This window comes from Jiangella gansuensis DSM 44835 (genome assembly GCF_000515395.1).
GTDB lineage: Bacteria > Actinomycetota > Actinomycetes > Jiangellales > Jiangellaceae > Jiangella > Jiangella gansuensis.
The window spans coordinates 41475-65333 of record NZ_KI911782.1; the positions used below are offsets into that span (position 1 = coordinate 41475).

19 protein-coding genes, 1 tRNA gene and 1 pseudogene are annotated in these 23859 nt (G+C 71.2%); 13 read left to right on the forward strand and 8 right to left on the reverse strand.

Going from position 1 to position 23859, the window contains the following annotated elements; all coding sequences use genetic code 11:
- Positions 1-5: 5 nt before the first annotated feature.
- Positions 6-482 (reverse strand): FHA domain-containing protein FhaB/FipA, encoded by a 477-nt coding sequence (locus tag JIAGA_RS0100220; RefSeq protein WP_026874126.1) that lies wholly within the window; start codon positions 480-482, stop codon positions 6-8.
- Positions 483-486: 4 nt separating this feature from the next.
- Positions 487-1206 (reverse strand): FHA domain-containing protein, encoded by a 720-nt coding sequence (locus JIAGA_RS0100225; RefSeq protein ID WP_026874127.1) that lies wholly within the window; start codon positions 1204-1206, stop codon positions 487-489.
- A gap of 278 nt (positions 1207-1484) precedes the next feature.
- Between JIAGA_RS0100225 and JIAGA_RS0100230 the strand changes: the two genes are divergently transcribed.
- From JIAGA_RS0100230 to JIAGA_RS0100240, 3 genes are all read left to right on the forward strand, one after another.
- A tRNA-Leu gene (locus tag JIAGA_RS0100230) sits at positions 1485-1571 on the forward strand.
- Positions 1572-1965: 394 nt separating this feature from the next.
- The gene (locus JIAGA_RS0100235) at positions 1966-3708 is read left to right on the forward strand and encodes an RNA-binding domain-containing protein (RefSeq protein ID WP_084469358.1); all 1743 of its coding nucleotides are present in this window, start codon (positions 1966-1968) and stop codon (positions 3706-3708) included.
- Positions 3705-4298 (forward strand): short chain dehydrogenase, encoded by a 594-nt coding sequence (locus JIAGA_RS0100240; protein WP_026874129.1) that lies wholly within the window; start codon positions 3705-3707, stop codon positions 4296-4298. Before JIAGA_RS0100235 ends, JIAGA_RS0100240 begins: the two co-directional genes overlap by 4 nt.
- Positions 4299-4373: 75 nt before the next feature.
- On the opposite strand, the pseudogene JIAGA_RS26500 reads toward JIAGA_RS0100240, so the two are convergent.
- The 3 genes and pseudogenes from JIAGA_RS26500 to JIAGA_RS0100255 all read right to left on the reverse strand — a co-directional run.
- A pseudogene (locus JIAGA_RS26500) lies at positions 4374-5143 on the reverse strand (nucleotidyltransferase domain-containing protein); the annotation flags it as partial.
- A gap of 23 nt (positions 5144-5166) precedes the next feature.
- On the reverse strand, positions 5167-6594 hold the full coding sequence (locus JIAGA_RS26505) for an MFS transporter (RefSeq protein WP_051425489.1): 1428 nt from the start codon (positions 6592-6594) through the stop codon (positions 5167-5169).
- 34 nt (positions 6595-6628) lie between these two features.
- Positions 6629-7339 carry a TetR/AcrR family transcriptional regulator gene (locus tag JIAGA_RS0100255; protein ID WP_026874130.1) on the reverse strand — a complete coding sequence of 237 codons (711 nt, stop codon included), beginning with the start codon at positions 7337-7339 and terminating at the stop codon, positions 6629-6631.
- A 160-nt stretch (positions 7340-7499) separates the two neighbouring features.
- Here JIAGA_RS0100255 and JIAGA_RS0100260 point away from each other — a divergent pair, with 160 nt between their 5' ends.
- The gene (locus tag JIAGA_RS0100260; protein ID WP_026874131.1) at positions 7500-8423 is read left to right on the forward strand and encodes an NAD-dependent epimerase/dehydratase family protein; all 924 of its coding nucleotides are present in this window, start codon (positions 7500-7502) and stop codon (positions 8421-8423) included.
- On the opposite strand, the gene JIAGA_RS0100265 is transcribed toward JIAGA_RS0100260, so the two are convergent.
- The 3 genes from JIAGA_RS0100265 to JIAGA_RS26510 are packed head-to-tail and all read right to left on the reverse strand — an operon-like array spanning position 8424 to position 11103.
- Positions 8424-9008: a class II aldolase/adducin family protein gene (locus JIAGA_RS0100265; RefSeq protein WP_026874132.1), complete on the reverse strand. Its 585-nt coding sequence runs from the start codon at positions 9006-9008 to the stop codon at positions 8424-8426.
- Positions 9005-10288: a 3-oxo-tetronate kinase gene (otnK, locus tag JIAGA_RS0100270; RefSeq protein WP_026874133.1), complete on the reverse strand. Its 1284-nt coding sequence runs from the start codon at positions 10286-10288 to the stop codon at positions 9005-9007. The genes JIAGA_RS0100265 and otnK overlap by 4 nt, the downstream gene beginning before the upstream one ends.
- Positions 10285-11103, reverse strand: coding sequence for a DeoR/GlpR family DNA-binding transcription regulator (locus JIAGA_RS26510; protein WP_051425490.1), 819 nt, complete (start codon positions 11101-11103; stop codon positions 10285-10287). The genes otnK and JIAGA_RS26510 overlap by 4 nt, the downstream gene beginning before the upstream one ends.
- An 86-nt stretch (positions 11104-11189) precedes the next feature.
- Here JIAGA_RS26510 and JIAGA_RS26515 point away from each other — a divergent pair, with 86 nt between their 5' ends.
- From JIAGA_RS26515 to JIAGA_RS0100320, 9 genes are all read left to right on the forward strand, one after another.
- Entirely contained in the window at positions 11190-12116 is a 927-nt protein-coding gene (locus tag JIAGA_RS26515) for a hypothetical protein (RefSeq protein WP_051425491.1), read from the forward strand.
- A complete protein-coding gene (locus JIAGA_RS0100285) occupies positions 12113-12796 on the forward strand; it encodes an aspartate/glutamate racemase family protein (protein WP_026874134.1) in 684 nt (227 codons plus the stop codon). The genes JIAGA_RS26515 and JIAGA_RS0100285 overlap by 4 nt, the downstream gene beginning before the upstream one ends.
- 247 nt (positions 12797-13043) lie before the next feature.
- Positions 13044-14444 (forward strand): extracellular solute-binding protein, encoded by a 1401-nt coding sequence (locus tag JIAGA_RS0100290; RefSeq protein ID WP_026874135.1) that lies wholly within the window; start codon positions 13044-13046, stop codon positions 14442-14444.
- 88 nt (positions 14445-14532) lie between these two features.
- A complete protein-coding gene (locus JIAGA_RS0100295) occupies positions 14533-15411 on the forward strand; it encodes an ABC transporter permease subunit (RefSeq protein WP_157552452.1) in 879 nt (292 codons plus the stop codon).
- Complete coding sequence (locus tag JIAGA_RS0100300) at positions 15408-16313, forward strand: carbohydrate ABC transporter permease (RefSeq protein WP_157552455.1); 906 nt, start codon at positions 15408-15410, stop codon at positions 16311-16313. Before JIAGA_RS0100295 ends, JIAGA_RS0100300 begins: the two co-directional genes overlap by 4 nt.
- Positions 16310-18907, forward strand: coding sequence for a glycoside hydrolase family 2 protein (locus JIAGA_RS26520; protein ID WP_051425492.1), 2598 nt, complete (start codon positions 16310-16312; stop codon positions 18905-18907). The genes JIAGA_RS0100300 and JIAGA_RS26520 overlap by 4 nt, the downstream gene beginning before the upstream one ends.
- Positions 18908-18977: 70 nt before the next feature.
- Positions 18978-20360, forward strand: a complete 1383-nt coding sequence (locus JIAGA_RS26525; RefSeq protein ID WP_051425493.1) for a GH1 family beta-glucosidase — start codon at positions 18978-18980, stop codon at positions 20358-20360.
- Between the two features lie 30 nt (positions 20361-20390).
- Entirely contained in the window at positions 20391-22259 is a 1869-nt protein-coding gene (locus tag JIAGA_RS26530) for an alpha-amylase family protein (protein WP_051425494.1), read from the forward strand.
- Complete coding sequence (locus JIAGA_RS0100320) at positions 22256-23788, forward strand: FAD-dependent oxidoreductase (protein ID WP_026874138.1); 1533 nt, start codon at positions 22256-22258, stop codon at positions 23786-23788. Before JIAGA_RS26530 ends, JIAGA_RS0100320 begins: the two co-directional genes overlap by 4 nt.
- Positions 23789-23859 lie beyond the last annotated feature (71 nt).

The window sequence follows — 23859 nt, forward strand, 5'->3', positions numbered from 1 at the left end:
GGGTCCTACTTCCGCAGCTCGACGACGGTCTTGCCGAGGCGGAACCTGCTCCTGGCGGTGACCGGCGTGCTGCGGGTGAGTCGCTGGTTGCCGACGTAGGTGCCGTTGGTCGAGCCGAGATCCTCGACGTACCACTGGTTCTCGTGGAACCGCAGGCGGGCGTGCTGCGTGGAGACGTACTCGTCCGCCAGCGGTACCGTGCAGTCGGCGCCGCGCCCGAAGGTGACCGGCTGGCCGTCGAGCGCGGCGCCACGACCGGTGTCGGGGCCTTCGACGATGACCGCTTTGGTGGGTGTGCCCTTGCCGGCTCGCGGCTGGCGGGTCTGCCGGGCGGCTTCGCGGGCTTCCTTGCCCGGCTTGGGTTGCTTCGGTGGCCGCACGCCGAACAGGTCGGCCCGCATGGCCGACGTGACGGACAGGATCAGCAGCCACAGGACGGCGAGGAAGCCGAGCTTGATGACCGTGAGCGTCAGCTCCGACACCCGTTCACCTCCCGGGAGTGCGCCGACGGACGTCGACGACGGTGGAGCCGAGAACGATGCGCGAGCCGTCGTTGAGGGGCGCCTGCCCGATCCGGGCGCCGTCGACGGTCGTGCCGTTGGTGGAGCCGAGGTCGACGGCGACGACCTGGGGCTGTGTGCCCTGCTGGTACACCCGGACCTCGAGGTGCCGCCGGGAGACGCCGGGGTCGTCGATGCGCAGGTCGCATTCGCTGCCGCGGCCGAGCACCACACCCGGTGCGACGACCGGGTGCTGGGTGCCGTTGATGATGAGGAACGCCGCGGCCTGCCGCTCCGTCGTGGGGGAAGGCGCGAACGACGAGCCGCGGTCGACCCCCGCGCGAACCGCGCTGCGGATGCGGAAGGCGCCGGTGCCGAGGTCTTCGTGCCGCTCGAACCCCACACCGACCGGGCCGGTGAAGGCGTAGTGCTGCAGATCCGCGTGCTCGCGAGCCAACTCGACCAGCTCGGTGGCGAGGGTGCCGAGGTACGCGGACAGGCGATCGTGGTCGCTGGGGCCCAGCTCGACGACGAAGTCGTTCGGGACGAGCGAGCGGTCGCGGCTGACGATCTGCGCGTTGTTGTCGAGTTCGCGCTGGATGGCAGCCGCGATCTCGACGGGCTGGACCTCGGACCGGAAAGCCCGGGTGAACGCGCCCTGAACGAGGTTCTCGAGCCGGCGCTCGAAGCGTTGCAGAACCCCCACGGATACCTCCCTCCACGTGTCAGCCTGGTGCCGCCCTGGCAGTGTCCCTGATCGTAACTGTGAGCAGCACGACGGTGCGGTTCCGCCCAGGAACGCTGGCCGTATTGATACAGCGGAACAACCGATGTGACGACTGTTGGCGGCTCCCGGGTTCCGGCGCCTCGGCGTGTGCTCGCGCCCATGGTGTCATTTCAACCCTACGTCTGTGGAATCGCGCACCCTCGAGGGCGTGTTAACCTTGGTGCCGCAGCACCGGCCCGCAGGGTTTCGGTGTCCGCGCGCGGGTGGCGGAATAGGCAGACGCGCACGGTTCAGGTCCGTGTGTCCGAAAGGACGTGGGGGTTCAACTCCCCCCTCGCGCACCACATGAAACTCCCGGTCAGGTTCGCCTGACCGGGAGTTCTCCGTGGTACGGCCCAGGAGTCCCGGCACGGGGTGGGTCGCGGCGAGACTCCATGGCTCAGCTGCTGCACCGGGTTTGGCCGCCCGCACGGGCGTGTGCCGACATCGGCGTCGCCGTGATCGGCAGCCAGCGGATGCCGCATTCGGTTTGATGATGCGGTCCTGTGTGCGTGGACAGGTGATCGGGACACAGGGTCGGTTCGGAGCCGCCGCTGCAGGTCTGAGCGCACTGCCGCCAGCAAACCTGCACCCCGCTGCACACCGTCCCGGTGCCCCGCCAGCGGCACAGCCGGGGAGCCACGAGTTTCTACAGAGTTTCTAGGCGAACTGTGCACTCATCCATGCTAGAAACTAGTTGTGAAACTCGACTCCCTGACGGAGCTACTACAGCGCGTTCTGGATGGCGCTCCAGCTGGATCGCTGGAGTCAGAGACCTTGGATTTCAAGAGGGACCCACACACGGTCACTGGGCATGCCGCACCAAAGAACCCGCGAGCTCGGCTCGTCGAAGAACTGGTCGACGCGGTGGTCTGTTTCTCTAACGGGGTCGGCGGGCGAATCGTGCTCGGCGTCGACGACAAGGCGTCGGGTGTCGACGCACTTACCGGCACCGCCGAGGATCCTCAGTTCCTGAGGCAGCGCATCTACGGCAACACGCGCCCCCAGTTGACCCTCGCCATCGACGAAGTTGAGTTCCGTGGGGTTCGTCTGCTGATCATCACCGTCCCTGAGGGTCTGGATCTGGTGACGGACACCAAAGGGAAGGCTTTGCGGAGGGACGGCACCTCGTGCCACCCAATCAGCGAGGATGCTCGCCGAGCTCTTGCTCATGAACGTCGGAACCCGGATCTCACCGCACGGCCATCGGAACGTGCATGGCGAGACGTGCAGCCGAGTGCATTGAACCAGGCACGGTACCTGCTGGCGCAGCTCGTGGACCTGCGCGCACAGATGGCCGAGCTGGACGACCTGAGTATGCTGCGGGCACTGAACGTCGTGGACCGTGACGATCGTCTGCTGGTTGCTGGAGAGATCCTGTTCTGCACGCCCGGCTATGACGTACTGGATCTCCTCGTCCGCGGCGCATCCGGCGGCGAGCCGTCTGTCCGTCGTCTACGAGAACCGCTGGTTGTGTTGTTGCCCCATGCTCTCGATCTCATACGATCGAGCATCGACCCCGAGGTCGCTCATGTTGCGCTTCTCTCTGGGCAGGAGGTGGCGCTACCGGACTTTTCCCCGATCGCCGTTGACGAAGCTGTCACTAATGCACTCGTTCACCGCGACTACTCGCTACAGGAACGTGTGGTCATCGACCAATCTCCCAACGTCCTTCGAATTTGGTCGCCAGGCGGATTGCCCTACGGTGTCGCCCAGGACAGGCTCCTCAGCACCGTCTCCACGCCACGCAATCCCGTGCTGATGGGTGCGCTGCAGCAGCTGGGACTCGCCGAGCGTGCCTCGCGCGGAATTGATCGAATGTTCAGGGAACAGGTCCGCGTTGGCCAGCAGGTACCTGGCATTCGCGTCGACGACTTCTCAGTAGAGGTCTACTTCAGCAGTGGCGCGCCAAACCGCGCGTTCGCAAGTTACGTCGCTTCGCTTCCATCGACGCTCAGGGACAACGTTGACGCATTACTGACCTTGGCCCATCTGTGCCAGCATCCGACCGTCAACGTCGCCATGGCCGCGACGTTGTTGCAGGTCAGTGAAGACGAGGCGCGTCATCGAGTGGAATCACTCGCCGCGGGACCACATGCACTTGTCGAGCGGGACGGAGATTCCCGGAGAGGAATCCGCTGGCGCTTACGGCCCGCTGTCGCGACGGCGCTCGGGACCGCGGTGCAGCACCGTACGCGAGCGGACGCGGCCAGACCGCGTGTGGAGGCGCATCTGGCTGAGTACGGCTGGATCACGAACAAGACCATCCGCAACATGTTCGATCTCGACGTTCAACAGGCCACGCAGATGCTCAACGACTTGCGTGCCGCCAACGTCGTCGTGAAGGATCCCGACGGTCCACAACGGGGGCCATCGATCAGATGGCTCCCCACAACGCAAGAGCAGAGGGATGCTGCTCGCAGAAGAAGGGGCGGCGAGTGAAGAAGGTCGTTGTCATCGGGGCCAGCGGGGTCATCGGATCCGCCGTCGCCGATGCGCTGGCGCAGCGGCACGAGGTGGTCCGGGCCTCTCGCCGGGGGCCGGTCCAGGTCGACGTCAGCCGGCCGGAGTCGGTGGCGGAGCTGTTCGAGACCGTGCGTGATGTCGACGCGGTCGTGTGTTGCGCGGCGAACGCGCCGACGGCCGACCTCGTGACCGCCGGCGACGACGAGTTCACTGCGGGGTTGCCGGGCAAGCTGCTCGGCCAGGTCCGGCTGGTCCGCACCGCCGTGCACCATCTGAACGACGGCGGGTCCGTCACCCTCACCGGCGGGACGTTCGTGGAGCCGCTGCCGGGTGGTGCGTTCGGTGCCCTGGTGAACGCGGGGCTCGCGGCGTTCGTGGAGGCAGCGGCGCCAGAGCTGCCGCGAGATCTACGGCTCAACCTGGTGGCGCCGGGCTGGGTGCGGGAGTCGCTGGAGACGTTCGGCTGGGACCCGGAGAAGGGGCTGCCGGCCCGGGAGGTCGCGCGGGCGTACGTCGCGGCGGTGGAGGGCTCGGCGCGCGGCCAGGTGGTGGCTGTCACGGCCTGAGCCAGGTGGCGCCGGACGTATGGGCGACGACGCGTCAGTGCCGTTCCCAGCCCGGCCCGCCGACGGCGGCGCGACGTCGCGTACCAGGTCACGGGCGGCTTCGATGGTCCGGATCAACTCGTCGGCCGTCACGCCCGGCGCGGCCAGCAGGCGCTGCGCCCGTTCGGCGAAACCGGGCGGCGCGGAGGGCAGCGTGCCGGCTGCTTCGACGGCGCCCTTCTCGTTGATCAGCCAGCGCCGGTCATGACCGTGCAGGGCGTGCGCGCAGACCCCGACAGCGCGGAACAGGCAGCCGGCGACGTACGCGGCGTCGGCCCGCTGTGCGGCCTTCGCGGCGATCTCGACCGAGAACGTCGCCTCCCACAATCCCCGGCACAACGCCTCCCGCAACGGCTCCGGGTACGTCCGGGCGCGACGGCCTGGGCCGCCAGTTCGCCGCTGGGGTCGGCCAGCAGGACGGCCAGCGCGAGCTCGCCCGCATAGGCGAAGTCGGGGACGCCGAGGGGGTGGCCGGCCTGCTGGTGGAAGGCGTACTCGCCGCGTTCGGCGCTCGCGATCGACGCGGCCACCCGGTCGGCATCGCGGTACAGCCAGTCGACGGCCACGCCGTCCACGGTCAACCAGCCGCCGCCGTCGACCCACGGGCCCCACTCGCCCGGTTCGGTGACGCGTGTCCCGGGACCGCCGAAGCGGCGCGCCAGATCGCCCACAGCGCTGGTGTCCAGGCGGCCGCGGTAATAGAGGCCGAGGTCGTAGTCGGAGTCGGGCCGATGGGTGCCGCGGGCCCGGCTCCCGCCGAGTGCGACCCCGACGACACCGTCCACGTCGCACAGGACGCGCGCCATCGCCGCCACCTGCTCTTCCACCGTCACCTTCCTGTGTGGGCGGGGACCCGGGCACGGTGCTCGGTGACGACCCGCCCGGCCGCGAGCAGTCCGGCCAGGGCGACGGCGGTGCTCGCGGCCAGCATGGCGGCGAACGTCACCGGGCCCGGCGACGGCGCGGCGTACGCGACCGCCGTGCCACCGGCCGCGAACGCCGTCGCCGTACTCAACGACCCCGCCAGGTGTCCCGCGCTGACGTTGCGGCCCTGGTTGGTCCGGTCGGATTGGTCGAGGATCAACAGGGACAGTATCGGCGAGGTGAGTCCCATCCCGATGCCCGCCACGGCCCAGCCGGCCAACCCGGCAACGGGCGGTACCGCCGGCCAGGCCAGCAGTGTCGTGACGGCGATGCCCGTGGTCATGGCCGCCAGCCCGGCTCGCAGCACGGTGACCCGCGAGTACCGGTGGTCGCGGCCCTGGAGCCAGGAGCCGAACGCCCACGCCACACCGGTGATGGAGAGGCTGGTGCCGGCGGTGGACGGCCTGAAGTCGTGCAGCAGGGTGAGCAGCAACGGCAGCCAGGAGCCGGCACCGGCGAACGCGGCGGCCGCGAAGCCTCGCTCGGCGACCACGGTCGGCAATCCGCGGCGCAGCCGGAACGTGCCGGCCGGGAGCAGCCGCCGGGCCGCGACGAGCACGCCGGCCGCCCCGACGGCGACGGCGATCCCGCCGGTCAGGGGGTGGTCCTCGAGATGCTCGCCGGCCACGGTGAGCCCGAAGACGGCGACGGCGGCGGTGGCCGCCCACGGCACGAGAGCGCGCGGCGGCGTGGCCCGCGCGGACCCGTCACCAGGGTCGACGGCATCCCCGGGCGCGGCCCGCACCGAACGGATGGCGGGCTGGATCAGCAGCCAGGTGGGAATCAGGATGACCAGAGCGCCGAGGAACACCCAGCGCCAGCCGACCTGTTCGGTGACCAGCCCCGTCAGGAACGGGCCGACCACCGAGGGCAGCACCCAGGCGGCCGCGAACAGTGAGAACATCCGCGGCCGCAGCCCGACCGGCAGGGCTCGCGCCACCAGCACCATGACCCCGACGTCGATGAGCCCTTCGGCCAGCCCGCTGAGCAGCCGTCCCCCGATCACCTGAGGCATGCCGGCCGCACTCCCGACGAGCAGCTGCGCTACGGCGAAGGTGACCACTCCCGCCCGCAGCGGCGCCACCGGCCCGGACCGGTCGGCCCATCCGCCGGCGATCGCGAGGGAGACAACGTAGCTCGCCACGGGTGCGGCGTTGGCCAGGCCGAAGCTGCCGAGCGCGTCGAACTCGGCCACGAGCGTGGGCAGCGCGGTGCCGACGGCGCGGTTCTCGAAGGCACCCAGGGTCACGAGCGCGACCGCGCCGAGGGCGAGCGGCAGGTGGGCCCGGCTGAACAGCGACGGGGGGTCGGCCACCCGCTGGCTCGTGGTCATGCGGGCGATGATTCAACCTCGACCTGAGTTGAGGTCAACCCGGTGCGTTACCCGGGAGGCCGATCAGCCGCCCGAGGGTGGTGGTCGCGTGATCGAACAGGGCGGTGCGGTCGGTGATGACGTTGTTGAACTGGCCGAAGATCTCGAAGCTCAGCAGCCCGAAGAGCCCGGTCCAGGCGGCGATGGCGCGGGCGACCAGGTCGTCGGGCAGACCGGGCATGAGCGTGCGCACCTCGTCGGCGTCGGAGCTGAAGGACGGTGGCGGCGCCGGGAACCCGTCCGGCGGGGAGAGCGCACCGGCCGCGCACGCCGAGGAGAGGATGCGCCCGAAGACGGCGGTGTCGCGTACGGCCGGCCCGACGGTGTCCTGCGGCGCTTGGTATCCGGGCACCGGTGACCCGTAGAGCAGCGCGTATTCGTGCGGGTGTGACAGTGCCCAGGTGCGGACGGCGTGGCATACGGCGCGCCAGCGGCCGGCGTAGTCGGTCTCGGCGCAGCCGGCGTCCGCCTGCTCGACGGCGTCGCCGAGAGCGTTGTAAGCGTCGATGATCAGTGCGGTCAGGAGGTCGTCGCGGCTCGGGAAGTAGCGATAGATGGCCGACGAGACCATGCCCATTTCGCGGGCGATGGCCCGCAGGGACAGTCCGGCGGCTCCTTCGGTGCCGAGCTGGCGGCGGCCGATCTCGGTGATCTCCCTGGTCAGCTCTGCACGGGCACGTTCGCGTGCGGTCCGGCTGGCACTCATGAAGCAGACCATATCAGAGCGCTGCATCAAAAGGAGAGCGCCGCTCTTGACAGCATCGCTCCAAACAGAGAGCATTGCTCTCGAACGGAAGCACCTGTTCCATTTCGCGGCTGCGATACACGCAACCTCGCGAACCAGCGACCCAGAGCGGAGCAATCACATGAGCAAGCACGTCATCGTCGGAGCCGGCCAGATCGGCGCCCTGCTGGCCACACTGTTGTCGGACGACGGGCAGGACGTCGTGGTGGTGAGCCGGTCCGGCTCCGGCCCGGACGGCGTGACTAACGTGTCCGCGGACGCGAGCGACCGGGACCGGCTGACCGAGATCACCCGCGGGGCCGACGTCATCTACAACTGCGTCAACCCCCAGTACCACCGCTGGACGCAGGACTGGCCGCCGATCGCCCGGTCCCTGCTCGGCGCGGCCGAGGCGAACGGCGCTGTGCTGACCATCCTCGGCAACCTCTACGTCTATGGTCCGGTCGACGGCCCCATGACGGAGGATCTGCCGCTGGCGAGCACCGGCGTCAAGGGCCAGGTGCGCACCACCATGTGGAACGACGCGCTGACCGCTCACCGCGCCGGCCGGGTCCGGGTGACGGAGCTGCGCGGCTCGGACTACTTCGGTCCCGGGGTGCTCTCCCAGGGTCACATCGGTGAGCGGTTCGTCCCGGCCCTGCTGGCGGGCAAGCCGGCCACCTACCTGTTCGACCCTGATGTGGTGCGCAGCTGGACCTATGTCGGCGACGTCGCCCGCGCGCTGGCCGTCGCCGGCCGGGACGAGCGGGCGTGGGGCCGGGCCTGGCACGTGCCCACGGACGCGCCGCTGACCGCCCGCCAGCTCGCCGATCGGCTCACCCGGGTGGCGGGCGCGCCGCGGTCCAAGGTCCGGCAGGTCCCGCGGCTGTTCACCGAGGCGATGGCGCTGGGTTCGCCGACGATGCGCGAGATCCGGGAGCTGCGCTACCAGTTCGACCGGCCGTTCGTGCTGGACTCGTCGGACTTCCAGGAGACGTTCGGCGAGCGGCCCACCCCCATCGACGAAGCCCTGGCCGAAACCGTCCGCTGGTGGCGTTCGCGCTGATCACGGCGGCGAGGGCAACTCCCGGTACGGCAGCCCACGCAACAGCAACGCCAGCCTGGCCGTGGACTCCAACTCCTCGGCCAGGTCGGCGGCGAGGTCGATGTCGGACGCCGCGACCACGCTGCCGTGGTTGGCCATCAGCACCGCGTGGTGCTCGGTCATCAGTTCGGCGACGCCGGTGGCGAGGGCTTCGCTGCCGGGGCGGGCGTACGGCGCCACCGGCAGCGCGCCGAGCCGGGTGACCTGGTACGGCGTCAGGACAGGCAGCGGCGGTTCGGTGTCGAGGCAGGCCACCGCCACCGCGTGCACCGAGTGCAGGTGCACGATGGCCCGTGCCTCGGGCCGCGCCCGGTACGCCGCCAGGTGCAGGGGGAACTCCTTGGACGGCCGGTTGGCCGACAGCGCGGTGCCATCCGTGGCCAGCACGGCAAGGTCGTCCTCGGTGACCCTGCCCAGCGCGCTCCCGGTCGGTGTGACGAAGACCTGCTCGCCCACGCGGACACTGGCGTTGCCCGACCCGCCGGGAGACAGACCGAGCGCGGCCAGCCGGCGGCAGGCCAGGACCAGCTGTTCGGCCTGGGTCACGGTGCCACCTCCCAGGCGGTGGTGAACAGATCGGCGGGCCCGAAGTTGCCGGACTTCAGCAGCAGCGCGAGCCGCATCGGACCGGCGCTCACGGTCCACGGCACACCTGGCGCCACCTGGTCGCCGATGACGACCTGGCGTACGCCCAGAGCCCGGGTCACCGCGCCGGAGGTCTCACCGCCGGCGACGATCAGCCGCCGCACCCCGGCCTCGACGACCGCTCGCGCCACGTCGGCGAGGGCGTCCTCGGCCAGCCGCGCGGAGCGGTCGCGCCCGTGCCGTTCCTGCACCCGGCGCAGCTCCTGCGGGTCGAGGCTGGTGGTGACCAGCACCGGACTGCCGTCGGCGGAGCGCAGCGCGGTGAGCGCCGCGGCGATGGCGGCGGACACCGTCCGGGCGGGGTCGGCCGCGAGGTCGTCGACCCCGATCCGTACCACCGGCCCACCGAACGCGGCGATCTGCTCGCGGGTGCGCCGCGAGCAGCTACCGGCGAGCACCACCCGCCCGCCGCCGCTGTCCACGTCCGGTAGCGGCGAGGGACCGGAACCCGGCGCCCGTCCGGCCAGCGTCGCGTACCGGCGAGCCAGCCCGGCTGCCAGTCCGGAGGCGCCACCGAGCAGCTCGTCGCCCTCGAACAGCGTCGTGGCGTGCAGATCGAGGTCGGCGTCGGTGATGGCGTCCAGGAGTACGTGCCCGCCGGCGGCGGCAGCCACCTGACGGCGCACCGAGGCGGGCGCGTCGGCGCGGCCACCGAACGTCGGCCACGGCACCACCGCGACCGGCCGCGGAGTCTGGGCGCCCAGGACCCGCGCCAGGTCGGGGTCGGTCATCGGGGTCAGCGGATGGTCGCGCAGCGGCGACTCCGACAGCAGCCGCCCGTCCACGAAGAGGTGCCCCTGGTAGACGGTGCGCCCGACGGCAGGAGTGGCGGGCGTGCCCACGGACGACCCCGTGCCGGTCAGGTCGGCAAGCGCGTCGGCGACCGGCCCGATGGTGCCGTCCTTCGTGGAGTCGAAGGTCGAGCAGTACTTCTGGTACAGCCGCTGTGCGCCGTGGTCGAGAAGCCATTGCCCGGCGGCGACGGACCAGGCGACGGCGTCGTCGGCCGGTGCGGTCCGCGAGGCCAGCGCGACGACGGCGCACTCGGCGCCGGGTGCCGGTTCGTCACCGGGCTGCGGCGGCCCGAGCAGGACGGTGGCCGGCAGTCCGGCCGCCGTCACGACGCCGGCGAGGTCGCAGGCGCCGGTGACGTCGTCGGCGATCACACCCAACCAGGTCATTGCGGCTCACCCGCCGGCTCCACCGACGTCGCCGCGGCGGGTCCGCGGGTCGGCTTGACCCCGGCCAGGACCACCCGCACGCCCGCCGCCCGGATGGCGGACGCCGTCACCGCCGGGGCGGATTCGTCGGTGACCAGCACGGCGACGGACTCCAGCCCGGCGAACCGGATGGGTGCGTGCGCACGCAGTTTCGACCCGTCGGTGGCGACGATGACGGAGCGGGCGGCACCCGCGATGGCCTGCTTGGTCTCCGCGTCGTACAGATCACTGCAGTACACACCGTCGGGGCCGACGGCGGTGGCCGAGAGCACGGCGACGTCGACGACGATGTCCTGCAGTGCCGTGCGTACGGCCGGGCCGCCGAACGACCGCGTGACGGGGTGGAAGATGCCCCCCAGGCCGATCAGCCGCAGGTCCGTGCGGGCGGCGCAGCTGGCGATGACCGGGACCGAGTGGGTGACGACCGTGAGGTCGGGCGGGAGCACTTCCGCCAGCCGGGCCACGGTCGTGCCGGAGTCGAGGGCCACCGTGGCGCCCGGTTCGAGCAACGCCGCGGTGGCGCCGGCGACGGCCCGCTTCTGTCCGGCGCTGTGGTCGCTGCGCTGCTCGAACGGCACGCCGGCGCCGTCGGGCAGCCGGGCGCCGCCGGTCACCCGGACGGCGTACCCGTCGTCGGCGAGCTGGTGGAGGTCGCGCCGGATGGTCATCTCCGAGACGCCGAGGTCGGCCGCGGCATGGCCCGCCGAGACGTATCCGGACGCGCGCAGCCGTTTCAGCAGCTCATCGCGCCGCCGCGGCGCGTCGGTGTAACGCACCCGCTCAGCAAAGTCGATCGCCGACTTTTCTGTCAAGTATCGAACACTTCTTGACGAGTTTGTTCGACTTCTCACAAACTACGGTCATGACACGTGTCCCCACCCTCGATGCGCTGGCCCGCCCCGGCGGCGGCCTCGCGATGGTCGCGATGGATCAGCGCGAGAGCCTGCGCACCATGTTCGACCAGGCCGGAGCCGGGCGGCCGGAAACCAGTGAGCTGATCGACTTCAAGCTCGAGGTGGCTCGTCGCCTCGGTCCGTTCGCCTCGGGCTTCCTGATCGACCGGGAGCTGGGCTTCGAGGACGTGCGCCGCGACCGGCTGCTTCCGGAAACGTGTGGGCTGATCCTGGCCGTCGACGCGCTGGAGCAGCAGATGGGCGGGCCGGTCGAGGAGACCGCGCTCGACCCGGCGTTCCTGGCCGACGGCAGTGACCTCGACGGCGTCGCGGCGGTGAAGCTCCTGGTGATCTGGCGCCGGGACCAGCGGCGCGAGCAGCGGGTGGAGCTCGCTCGCGACTTCATCGAGGCGGCCCGCGCCCGGGGCGTTCTGTCCGTGCTGGAGCCGGTGGTCCGGCCGACGGCGGCGGAGCAGGACGGCGGCGGCTGGGACCTGAATGCCGCCATCCGCGAGGCGGCCGAGGAACTGTCGATCCTGGGGCCGAGCCTGTACAAGGCGCAGGTTCCCAGCGCTGGTGAGGGCGAGCCGGCCGAACTCGAGGACGCGTGCCGTGAACTCGACGACGCGATCACCGGCCCGTGGGTGGTGCTCTCGCAGGGTGTCCGGCAGGACCGGTTCCCGGCCGCGGTCGAGGCTGCGTGCCGCGCGGGTGCGTCCGGGTTCCTGGCCGGCCGGGCGCTGTGGAGCGATGTGGTCGGCCAGCCGCGCACGGGACTGGCCGAACGGTCGGTGCCCCGGCTGGAACGGCTGGTGTCCATCGTCGACGAGCACGCCAGGCCGTGGTGGGGCGAGCCGGCCCCAGCGGCGCGGCAGGGCGACGGAGCGAACGGATGACCCGCGTCGGCCTCGTGCACACCGTCCCGTCGCTCGGCCCGGTCTTTCACGACCTGGTGTCCGAGGCGGCCGGTGACCGCGACATCGAGCCCATCCACGTCACCGATCCCTGGCTGCTGCGCACGGCGCTGTCGGCCGGTGTCACGCCCGACGTGGTCGACCGGCTGGCCGCGCACGTGGCGTACCTGCGCGAGCGTGGGGCCGCCGGCGTGCTGGTGACGTGCTCGTCGCTGGGAGAGGCCAGCGAGCAGGTGCTCGACCGGCTCGGCGATGACGTCCCGGTGGTGCGCGTCGACCAGGGCATGGCCGACCGCGCCGTCGAACTTGCCGGCGACGGCGGCAGAGTGGCCGTTCTCGCGACGGCCGGCTCGACGGTCGGGCCGACGCGGCGGCTGGTACAGCGCAGCGCGGAGGCGGCCGGCATCGAGGTCACGGTCGAGGTCGAGCTGCTGGAGGAGGCCGCGCACGCTCGGGACGGCGGCGACGGCAGCCGTCACGACGCGCTGGTGGCCGAGGCGGTCGGCCGATGGGCGCGGCCGGAGCGGTCCGACGTCGTGGTGCTGGCTCAGGCATCCATGGCCGCCGCGGCGAGGTCTGCCGCCGGCGCCGCCGCAGTGCCGGTGCTGAGCTCGCCGGAGCTGGCCGCACGCCGTCTCGTCGACGTCACCACACCGCCATGAGAACCCCTGTTTCCATTTCGTTAATCCGAACCCGTTGACGGGACCCAGCCGTGTGGGTACGTTCTCACATGGCAACGATGCCACATTGGTGACGAGCCGATTCCGGCTCGATCGCTGGCGCGGCGCTGGTCGCCCGGCCTTTGGGTACGGGCGGACCGAATTGGACATCGCGACGCTCCCGCCTGGACGTCGCCCGACGTTGCAGGCGTCGCCTTCCTGACGCCTCCCCATAGATGGAGGACAGTCCATGAGACCAGCAGCTGTTCGATGGTCCGTCGTGGCGCTGACGGCCGGCATGGTGCTGGCTGGTTGCGCCCAGGGCACCAGTGACGACGATTCGGACGACGAGTCCGGTGGCGCCGTCTTCGATCCCGAAGCCGAGCTGAGCGGCGAGCTGAACGTCATGGGGTTCGGCGCCACCGACGAGATCGGGCAGACCCGGATCGACCTGGCCGGTGAGGCGATCGCGCCGGCCGAGATCAGCCTCATCGAGGGCGACCTGGACATCCAGCAGTTCCTGTCCGCCATCGCCAGCGGTGAGCCGCCGGAACTGGTCTACGCCAACCGCGACCAGATCGGCACCTTCGCCTCGCGCGGCGCCATCATGCCGCTGGACGAGTGCATCGAGGGCGAGGGCATCGACACGTCGATGTACCTCGAGCCGGCGCTGGAGCAGGTGACCTTCGACGGCCAGACCTACGGCATCCCGGAGTTCAACTCGGTCCAGATCACGCAGGCGAACGCCGACCTGCTGGCCGCCGCCGGGCTGACGATCGAGGACGTCAACGGCTCCGACTGGGATGCCGTCAGCGCCGCCAACCAGGCGATGTACCAAGGCAGCGGCAACAGCCTGTCGGTCATCGGCTACGACAGCAAGCTGCCGGAGTTCCTGCCCCTGTGGGCCAAGGCCAACGGCGCCGACCTGCTCTCCGAGGACGGCCGGACCGCTCAGCTCGACGACCCCGCCGTGCTCGAGGCGCTGGAGTGGGCCGTCAGCATCTACGACGCGCAGGGCGGCTTCGGCGTGGTGAAGGCGTACCGCGACTCCGCCGACTTCTTCGGCGCGGGCAACCAGTTCGCCACCAACGTGCTGGGCGCGATGCCGATGGAGCAGTGGTACGTCAACGTGCTCAACGACGTGTCGCCGGACGCGCCGATGGCGTTCGACACCGTCCGCGACCTGGAGGGTGAGCCGCTCGCCTACGCGTCGGGCTCGGCGTGGGCCATCCCGGACGGCAGCGCCAACCCGGAGGCCGCCTGCCGGTTCATCAAGACCATGACGGAGACGGAGAGCTGGATCGCGGCCGCCCAGGCCCGCGTCGACCTGCGCGAGGCCGAGGGCAAGCCGTTCACCGGCCTGCTCACCGGCAACGCCGAGGCGGACGCGGCCATCCAGGAGCAGTTCGTCCAGCCCATCGGCGACCCGAAGTGGGACGCCGCCGTCGAGGCCACCTACGAGGCCAACGAGCACACGTTCACCCTGCCGGCCAACCCGGCCGACGCGGAGTTCAAGACCGCGTGGCAGGACGCCGTGAACCGGGTTCTCAACGGTCAGCAGGAGCCCGCGGACGCCCTGGCGCAGGCACAGGAGGAAGCTCAGGCGGCTCTCGACGAGGCGTGGGCGACCTGGGACGAGGAAGAGGGCTGACGCCTTGGCCTCCACGCAGGTCCACGCGCCCGGGTCGCTCGGTGATGACCGAGCGGCCCGGGCGCGCCGCATCAGCCGCCGGCGGGAGATGAGGGCGGCACTGCTGTTCATCAGCCCGTGGATCATCGGCTTCCTGGTCTTCACGGCGTGGCCGATCATCTACAGCGGCTACCTGTCGCTGACCGACTACGACGTGATCAACAGCCCGAACTTCGTGGGCCTCGAGAACTACGAAGAGCTGTTCCGCGACCCCAAGGTCAGGCTGTCGCTGTGGAACACGTTCTTCTTCACGGTCATCCAGGTGCCGGTCTACGTCATCGTCTCGCTGGGCCTGGCACTGCTGCTGGACAAGGCCGGGCGTGCGTCGGGGTTCTTCCGCACGGCCTTCTTCCTGCCGAAGATGACGCCGCCGGTGGCCGTCGGCATCCTGCTCCTGCTGCTGTTCAACGGGCAGAGCGGCCTGATCAACGGCGTGCTGGGTTGGTTCGGTATCGACGGCCCGGCCTGGACCACCGACCCGAACTGGGTCAAGCCCGGCCTGATCCTGATGAGCCTCTGGTCGGTCGGCTCGTCGGTGATCATCCTGCTGGCCGCGCTGCGAAACGTGCCGCAGGAGCTGTACGACTCCGCCCGCGTCGACGGCGCCAACTGGTGGCAGCAGACCCGGAAGATCACCGTCCCCATGATCAGCGGGGCGCTGTTCTTCATCTTCATCGTCAACACCATCGCCGGGTTCCAGACGTTCACCGAGGCCTACACGGCGTTCTTCGGGTCCGGCAACACGACCTACAGCAACGACGCGGCGCTGTTCTACGTGATCTACCTGTTCCGCGAGGCGTTCGAGTTCCTGCACATGGGTTACGCCTCGGCGTTGGCCTGGCTGCTGTTCGTGATCATCATGATCTTCACCGCGATCCAGATCAAGGTCAGCCGGCGGTTCGTCTACTACGAGGGTGAGCAGCGATGACGACGCAGACGCGGCTCGGACCGCCGACCGAGGCGCCGGAACCGGACGCGCCGCCACGGCCGAAGCGCCGCCGCAGGATCACGCCGGTCAAGGCGCTGATCTGGACCGGCCTGGTGCTGGCGACGCTGGTGTTCATCTACCCGTTCATCTGGCTGATCAGTGCGTCGTTCAAGCCCCGCGGCGAGGTCTTCGACAACAAGCTCATCCCGGAGACGTTCACGTTCGAGAACTACCTGAACGTCTGGGACGAGGCGCCGATGGCGCTGTGGCTGTGGAACACGATCCTGGTGACCGTGCTGGCGGCCGTGACGGTGACGCTGAGCAGCGCGCTGGTGGCGTGGGGCTTCTCGTACTTCCGCTTCCGCGGACGCAACGTGCTGTTCGGTGTGGTGCTGGCGACGATGATGCTGCCGGGCGCGGTGACGATGATCCCCCAGTTCCTCATCTGGAACAGCCTCGGCATGGTGGACACGCTGACGCCGCTGTGGGCGCAGAACCTGTTCGGCAGCGCCTTCTACATCTTCCTGTTGCGGCAGTTCTTCCTCGGCCTGCCACGGGAGCTGTTCGAGGCCGCCCGCATCGACGGCGCCAACAACTGGATGATCTTCCGACGCATCGCGATGCCGCTGTGCAAACCGGCATTGATCATCACGCTGATCTTCGAGTTCCAGGCCGCCTGGACCGATCTGATGCGACCGCTGATCTACCTGCGCGACAGCGACAACTTCACGGTTCCGCGGGGACTGAAGGCGTTGCTGGACCAGTACGGCTTCGGAGGTGAGTGGCACTGGGAGATCGTCGTGACCGCCAGCGTGATCACGACGGTCCCGATGATCATCCTGTTCTTCATCGGACAGCGGCACTTCGTCCAGGGCATCGCGACCACCGGAAGCAAGGGGTGACGGCGGTCGATCTCGGTGGCAGGTGGTCGGTGCGCGAGGCGCTCGGCGACACGTGGCAGTGGTATCTGGACAAGCCGGTGACGGCGCGGAACAACGCCGGTGAGGCGGCGGCGGGAGCCAGCCTGACCCCGGGCTGGCTGCCCGCCTGCGTCCCCGGTGCCGTGATCGGTGACCTGCACCGTGCCGGCGAGCTGCCCGACCCGTATGTCGGCCGCAACTCCCGGTTCGCGGAGTGGGTCAGCGCGCGCTCCTGGGTATACCGGCGCTCGGTCTCGGTGCCGTCGCTGGCGGACGGGGAACGGGCGGTCCTGTGCCTGGACGGCGTCGACCCCGGCGGGACCGTGTGGGTCGACGGTGCCCGCGTCGGCCGCGTGGACGGGCTCTATCGCCGGGCCCGGTTCGATGTGACGGAGCAGGTGGCGCCCGGCGGGGATCACCGGCTGGCGGTCGTGGTGGACCCGGCCCCGGCCACCGAGCCGCAGGTGGGCCGCACCGACCGGGTCACCGTGCACACGCCGCGGATGGGCTACGGCTGGGACTTCTGTCCGCGGCTGATCCACCAGGGAATCTGGCGCGACGTCCGGCTGGAGATCGGCCGGCTGCACCTGGCCGAGGCGTCGGTGCGACCGTCGTTGGACGCCGGTCTGGCAGCCGGCCGGCTGGAGGTCCGCGGCGTGGTCGAGGCCCCGCCCGGCGTGCCGGTGACCGGAGAGGTGGTGGTCCGGTACGACGGCGCCGAGGTCGCGGCCGCGTCCCTCGCGGCCGGCCCGGCGGGTGAGCTGACTGGATCGGTGACGGTGCCGCAGCCACGGCTGTGGTGGCCGAACGGCCTCGGCGACCAGCCGCTGTACGACGTCGAGCTTCGGGTGAGCGAGCCGGACGGTGGCTCGGCGTCCTGGCAGGGCCGCACCGGCTTCCGGCACGTGCGCATGGTGGCGAACGACGGTGCCGAGCCCGGTGCGCTGCCGTACACCGCCGTCGTCAACGGCCGGCGGATCGAGCTGCTGGGCTGGAACTGGGCACCGGCCGACGCGCTTTACGGGGACATCGACGCGGCGAAGGTCGAGCACGTGGTCGATCTCGCCGCTCGCTCCGGAGCCCGGCTGATGCGGGTGTGGGGCGGTGGGCTGGTCGAGACACCCGACTTCTACGCCGCCTGCGACCGCGCCGGGCTACTGATCTGGCAGGAGTTCTCGCAGTCCAGCTCCGGCCTGCAGAGTGCGCCATCGCGCGATCCCGGCTTCGTCGACCATCTACGGGCCGAGGCCGGCGCCGTCGTGCCCGGACGCACCCGCCATCCGTCGCTGCTGATGTGGGGCGGCGGCAACGAGCTGGAGGACGACACCGGCCCGCTGTCCGAGGACCGCTCCCCCGCGCTGGCCGCACTGCGCGAAGAGGTGGCCCGGCTGGACCCGGGCCGGCACTGGGTGGCGACGTCGCCGACCGGGCGCCGCTTCCACAACCGGCTGGACGTCATCGACGCCGACCCGGACGGCCTGCACGACGTGCACGGCCCGTGGGAGCATCAGGGCCTTGAGGCGCACTACACCCTGTACAACCGCGGCCGGGCGCTGGCGCACACCGAGTTCGGCGTCGAAGGCATGGCCAACCGGCGGGCCTGGACGGCGTCGGTGCCGACGCCCGACCAGTGGCCGGTCGGGCGTGACAACCCGGTCTACCGGCACCTGGGCGACTGGTGGAACAACGCCGAGCTGGTGCGCGAGTGCTTCGGCGGCCGGCTCGACTCCCCCGATGCCTACCGCGCGGCGAGCCAGTTCCTGCAGGCCACGGGGCTGGCCTACGCCGTGGAGGCGGACCGGCGGCGGTGGCCCCGGTGCAGCATGGTGCTGCCCTGGCAGTTGGCGGAGTCGTATCCGAACGCCTGGTGTACGGCGGTCGTGGACCACGCGGGCGAGCCGAAGCCGGCGTTCCACGCCGTCGCGCGGGCCTACCGGCCAGAGCGCGTGACCGCTCGGGTCGACCGGATCGCGCATCGGGGCGAAGCGCCCATGGTCGAGGCGTGGGTCTGGTCCGAACCCGGCCGCGCTCCCGGAGGCACCGTCACCGCGCGGCTACTGGACCAGCACGGCCGGCCGGTCGCCGAGGAGCGCTGGACCCTCGGCGCCGTCGCCGAGCCGAGACCGGCAGGCACGCTGAGCGTCGCCGTCGGTGCGCTGTCCACGCCACTGGGCTTCTGGCAGCTGGAGTGGCGCGCGCGGGACGGCTCGGTCATCGACGAGGAAGTCGTCCTCCTGGCCGCGGGAGCGGACCTGAGCGCGCTGCTGGACCTCCCGCCGGTAGAGGTGATGTTCCACGTGGAACGGACAGCCGACCGCTGGGTCGTCGACGTCGAACACACAGGCGGAGCGGTCGCGGTTGGCCTGCGACTGTCCGACGACCGGCCGCCGGAGTCCACCGGCTGGGCCGTCGTCGACGGTGATCCGCGGCCGCTGCTGCCCGGCCGGCGGCGCCGCCTCACCGTCCGGTGGCGACACGACACCGGCCCGCGCCGGCTGCTGCTGGAGTCCTGGAACACCAAACCCCTGACCCTGGAGGGTCGCGCAACACCGGCCGCCGGTCGGGCCGGGTCGTGAGCGACCGGGCGGAACGGGCGCTGCGAGACCCGACAGTCGAATTCGACGATCTGACGAGAAAGGCACCCGCATGACGCACCAGTTCCCGCCCGGCTTCCTGTGGGGCGCCGGCACCTCGGCCTACCAGATCGAGGGCAGCCTGGACGCCGACGGCCGGGGTGAATCGGTCTGGGACGTCTTCGCCCGCCGCGCCGGGGCCGTCGAGGGTGGCGGCGACGGCTCCCGTGCCTGCGACTCGTATCGGCGCTGGGCCGAAGACGTCGACCTGGTGGCTGAGCTGGGGCTGGGCGCGTACCGGTTCTCCGTCGGCTGGTCGCGCGTCATGCCCGACGGCCGGGGCCGGATCGAGCAGCGCGGCCTGGACCACTACGAGCGGTTCGTCGACGCGCTGCTGGATCGCGGCGTCGCGCCGGTCCTGACACTGAACCACTGGGACATGCCGCAGGCTCTGATGGCTGACGGCGGGTGGGCGGCACGCTCCAGCGTCGACGCGTTCGCCGAGTACACGGCCGCCGTCGCGGACCGGCTGGCCGACCGCGTCGAGTGGTGGATCACCCAGAACGAGCCGTGGATCATCGCGCTGCTCGGCTACCAGCTCGGCCTGCACGCCCCCGGAGTGCGTGACCTCGGCGCATCGGTCGCGGCCGGGCACCACGTGCTGCTGGCGCACGGTGCCGGCGCCGACGTCCTGCGCGCTCACCCCGGCACCCAGGTCGGCGCGGCACTGAGCCTGTTCCCCTGCGACCCGGCGACGTTCACCGAACAGGACGCGGCCGCCGCCTGGGGCTCAGACGGCTACGTCAACCGCTGGTACCTGGATCCACTGGCCGGCCGCGGCTACCCGGCGGACATGCGCGAACACTATGAGCGTGCGCTCGGCCGTCCGCTGACCGAGATCCGGGACGGCGACGAAGCAGCCATCGGCGGGCGCAGCGACTTCCTGGGCGTCAACTACTACACTCGGCGGGTCATGGCCGCGGCCGAACCGGCGCCGGGGCGGCCGTTCCCGTGGCGGGTCGTCGGTCCGTCCGGTGACGTCGCCCGCACCGACGAGGGTTGGGAGATCGCTCCCGCGTCCTTCCGGGACCTGCTCATCCGGCTGCACCGCGAGTACCAGCTGCCGGTGGTCGTCACCGAGAACGGCGGGGTGTTCGGCGACACACCCGCCCACGACGGTCGAGTGCACGACGTGCGCCGCTCGGCGTTCCTGCGCGATCACGTCGAGGCGCTGGGCCAGGCGCTGGCCGCAGGTGCGGACGTGCGCGGCTACCTGCACTGGTCGCTGCTGGACAACTTCGAGTGGGCGCTGGGCTACCGGCCCCGGTTCGGCCTGGTTCACGTCGACTACGTGACCGGCCGGCGCACGATCAAGGACTCGGCCCGGCTGTACGCGCGGATCGCCCGCACCGGCGCCCTGCCCGCCGACGACGAGCCGATCGCCCCGTTCGGCTGACCAACCCCGAGAAGAGGAAGAGTTCGTCCGATGACGCTGACCACGCCCGGGATCGCGGTACACCAGGGTGACGACGGCACCGTCGTGCTCGGCACGGGATACCGGCTGGAATTCGACCGCCGGCAACCGCGCGCCGTCCTCAGCGACTCCGACGGGAGGGTCTGGACCGAGCTGTCGCTGCTGGCCGGGCTCGACCTGGTCGGAGGCCGCGACGAGTCGTACGACATCGCGCCGGCCCGGGTGACGGCCGCGTCCGACGACGCCGTCGAGCTGGTGGTGGAGGCGGCCAGCCCGGTGTGGGAGAGCAAGGCCGTGCATCTGCGGTGCACTACGGACGAGATCGAGGTCTGGGCCCGGGCGTCGGACGCGCGCATCCCGGCCTCGGCCCGCCTGGCCGAGGTGACACTGCTGGGTGGGCGCGCCGTGCTGCCGAACGGAGCCGGTGGGACGTTCCGTTCGTCCATCCGCTTCGCGTCCCTGTTCAGCCCGGCCCCGACCGAGCCGGTGCACGTCGTGCGGCCCTCCACCGCGGCGTCGTCCCTGGGCGTGGTGGGTGATGCGGGGCCGGGCCGGCTGCACGGCATCTTCTCCCCGCCGCCGCTGTGCTGGGCGTTGGGTGAGAAGCCCGCGAACGGCGCCACCGACGTGCCGGACGGCCGGTGGTGGGGGCTGTCGCTGCGAGCGCCGGTGGCGGAGCTGACCATGACGGCGGCGCGGTACGCACCGCTGGACGGCGGGTTCGTGCTGCGGCTCGAATACGAGGGGCACACCGTGGTGGGCGCCGAGGGTGTGCGCACCCCGTCGGTGGTGCTGCGGCCGGCGGACACGCCGTGGCAGGCGCTGACGGACTACCGGGACGACCTGGTGCGGCGCGGACTCGCGCCGGACGAGCCGGAGGCCGGCCCCGAGTGGTGGGCCGAGCCGATCTTCTGTGGCTGGGGCGCCCAGTGCGCCCGGGCGGCCGCGTTGACCGCCCAGAGCGCGACGCCCGACGGCGACGGCCTGATCGGCGGCACCACGGTGACAGTGGCGTCGCAGCTGGCACGGCAGGACGTGTACGACGAGTTCCTGAACGTGCTCGACGGCGCCGGGCTGAACCCGGGCACGATCGTGATCGACGACCGGTGGCAGGCCGCGTACGGCACCGGGGACGTCGACCTCGAGCACTGGCCGGACCTGCGCGGCTGGATCGCCGACCGGCACGCCGAGGGCCGGCGGGTGCTGTTGTGGTGGAAGGCCTGGGACCCCCAGGGGCTGCCGGTCGAGGAGTGTGTCACCGACCCGGCCGGCCATCCGGTGGCCGTGGACGTCGCCAACCCGGCCTACCGGGAGCGGCTGGCGGGCATCGTCGCGCAGCTGATCGGGCCGGACGGCCTGGACGCCGACGGATTCAAGATCGACTTCACCCAGCGGGCGCCATCGGGCGAGTCGCTGCGGGCGGCGGACGGGCCGTGGGGCATCGCGGCGCTGCACACGATGCTGGCGACCATGTCGGCAGCGGCGAAGCGGGCCAAGCCGGACGCGCTGATGGTGACGCACACGCCGCATCCGTCCTTCGGCGACGTCTGCGACATGGTCCGGCTCAACGACGTCCTGGACCGTGACGTCGCCGGTGACCCGGTGCACGTGGTGGAGCAGTTGACGTTCCGGCACGCGGTGGCCGGCCGGGCGCTGCCCGGTCACCTGATCGACACCGACCAGTGGCCCATGCCGGACCGCGTCTCGTGGCGGGCCTATGTCGAGGCACAGGGTGACCTCGGCGTGGAGGCAGTGCCGGCGCTGTACTACCTGGAGACAATTGACGGCTCGGGCGAGCGGCTGACCGGTGACGATCTCGCACTCGTCGCGTCGTCGTGGGCGCGATACCGGACCATGCGCGGCCAGGAGGTGACCCCGTGACCGACGTCGTCGTCTACGGGGCCACGTCCGGAGGCGTCTGCGCGGCGGTGGCCGCGGCCCGCGCCGGCGCCGCCGTCGTCCTGGTCGAACCCGGTCGGCACGTCGGCGGCATGACCACCGGCGGGCTCGGCTACACCGACGTCGGCGACGTGCGCGTGGTCCGCGGCATGGCCTGCGAACTGCGCACGGCGATCGCATCCTGGTACGGCGTCGCCGAAGGGCATTTCGCCGGGCCGGAGCCGCACGTCGCGGAGGCGATCTACCGGCGCTGGCTGGACGAGGCCGGGGTGGACGTGCGGTTCGGCGCGGCACTGGCCTCGGTGGAGGTCGCCGACGGCGTCATCGGCGCGGTGGTGCTGGGTGACGGGTCCCGGGTGTCCGGCGCGGTGTACGTCGACGCTTCGTACGAGGGCGACCTGCTCGCCGCGGCGGGCGTGCCGTACGCCGTCGGACGTGAGGATCGCTCGTTGCACGGTGAGCGGTACGCCGGGCGGCAGGAGCTGGTGCCCGGGCGGCACACCGTCCCGGCGTGGATCTCCCCGTTCGTCGACGACGCGGTGGGCGAGACCGGTGGCGCGGTGCTGCCCCAGCTGCACGACCGGCCACTGGCCGACGTCGGCGCCGGCGACGGCGGGGTGATGTCGTACGGGTACCGGGTCTGCCTCACCCAGGCCGCTGACCGGGTGCCGTTCACCCGCCGTGACGGGTACGACGAGGCGCACTGGGAGCTGGGCCGGCGCCTCTTCGACCGCTGGCGGCGCGACGGGCTGCAGGTGCGGGCCGGTCAGCTGCTCGGGCTGGAGAAGAACCTGCCGAACGGCAAGTGCGACGGCAACTCGATCGGGCCGTTCTCGCTCAGCGTGCTGGACGGATCCGCGTGGTCGTACCCGGAGGCGGACCCCGCCGGGCGGGAGCGGATCCGGTTGCACCACCTGTACCACGCGCAGGACTTCCTGTTCTTTCTGTCGCACGATCCGGCCGTGCCTGCCGCGGTCCGCGAGGAGATGCTGACCTGGGGCTACCCGGCCGACGAGTTCGCCGACACCGGTCACCTGCCGCACCAGCTCTACGTCCGCGAGGCCCGCCGGATGATCGGCGAGTACGTGCTGACCGAGCACGACCTGCTGCCGCGGCCACGGCCGCAGCACGACACGGTGGCCATGGGTTCGTACCACATCGACGTCCGCGAAGTGCAGCGCACATGGCGCTGGGTCAACGAGCACCCGAAGCCGGTCGGCATGGTGTTCACCGAGGGCTACCTGTCGGTGCCGGTCCAGCCGTATCAGGTTCCGTACCGGTCGCTGGTTCCCCGCTACGCCGACTGCACCAATCTGCTGGTCCCGGTCTGCCTGTCCGCCTCACACGTGGCGTTCTCGTCCGTGCGGATGGAGGTGCAGTACCAGATGCTCGGGCACGCGGCCGGGCTCGCCGCGGTCCAGGCCGCGTCGTCCGGCCGGCCCGTCCAGTCCATCGACGTCGCCGTCCTGCAGGAGCAGCTGCGCGCCGCCGGCCAGGTCCTCGCCCTTTGAAATGATCACGTGGACCATGGGTGCTCCCGCTTCACCATGAATGCTTGCCTGGTGCGGCGGGAAGACCCATG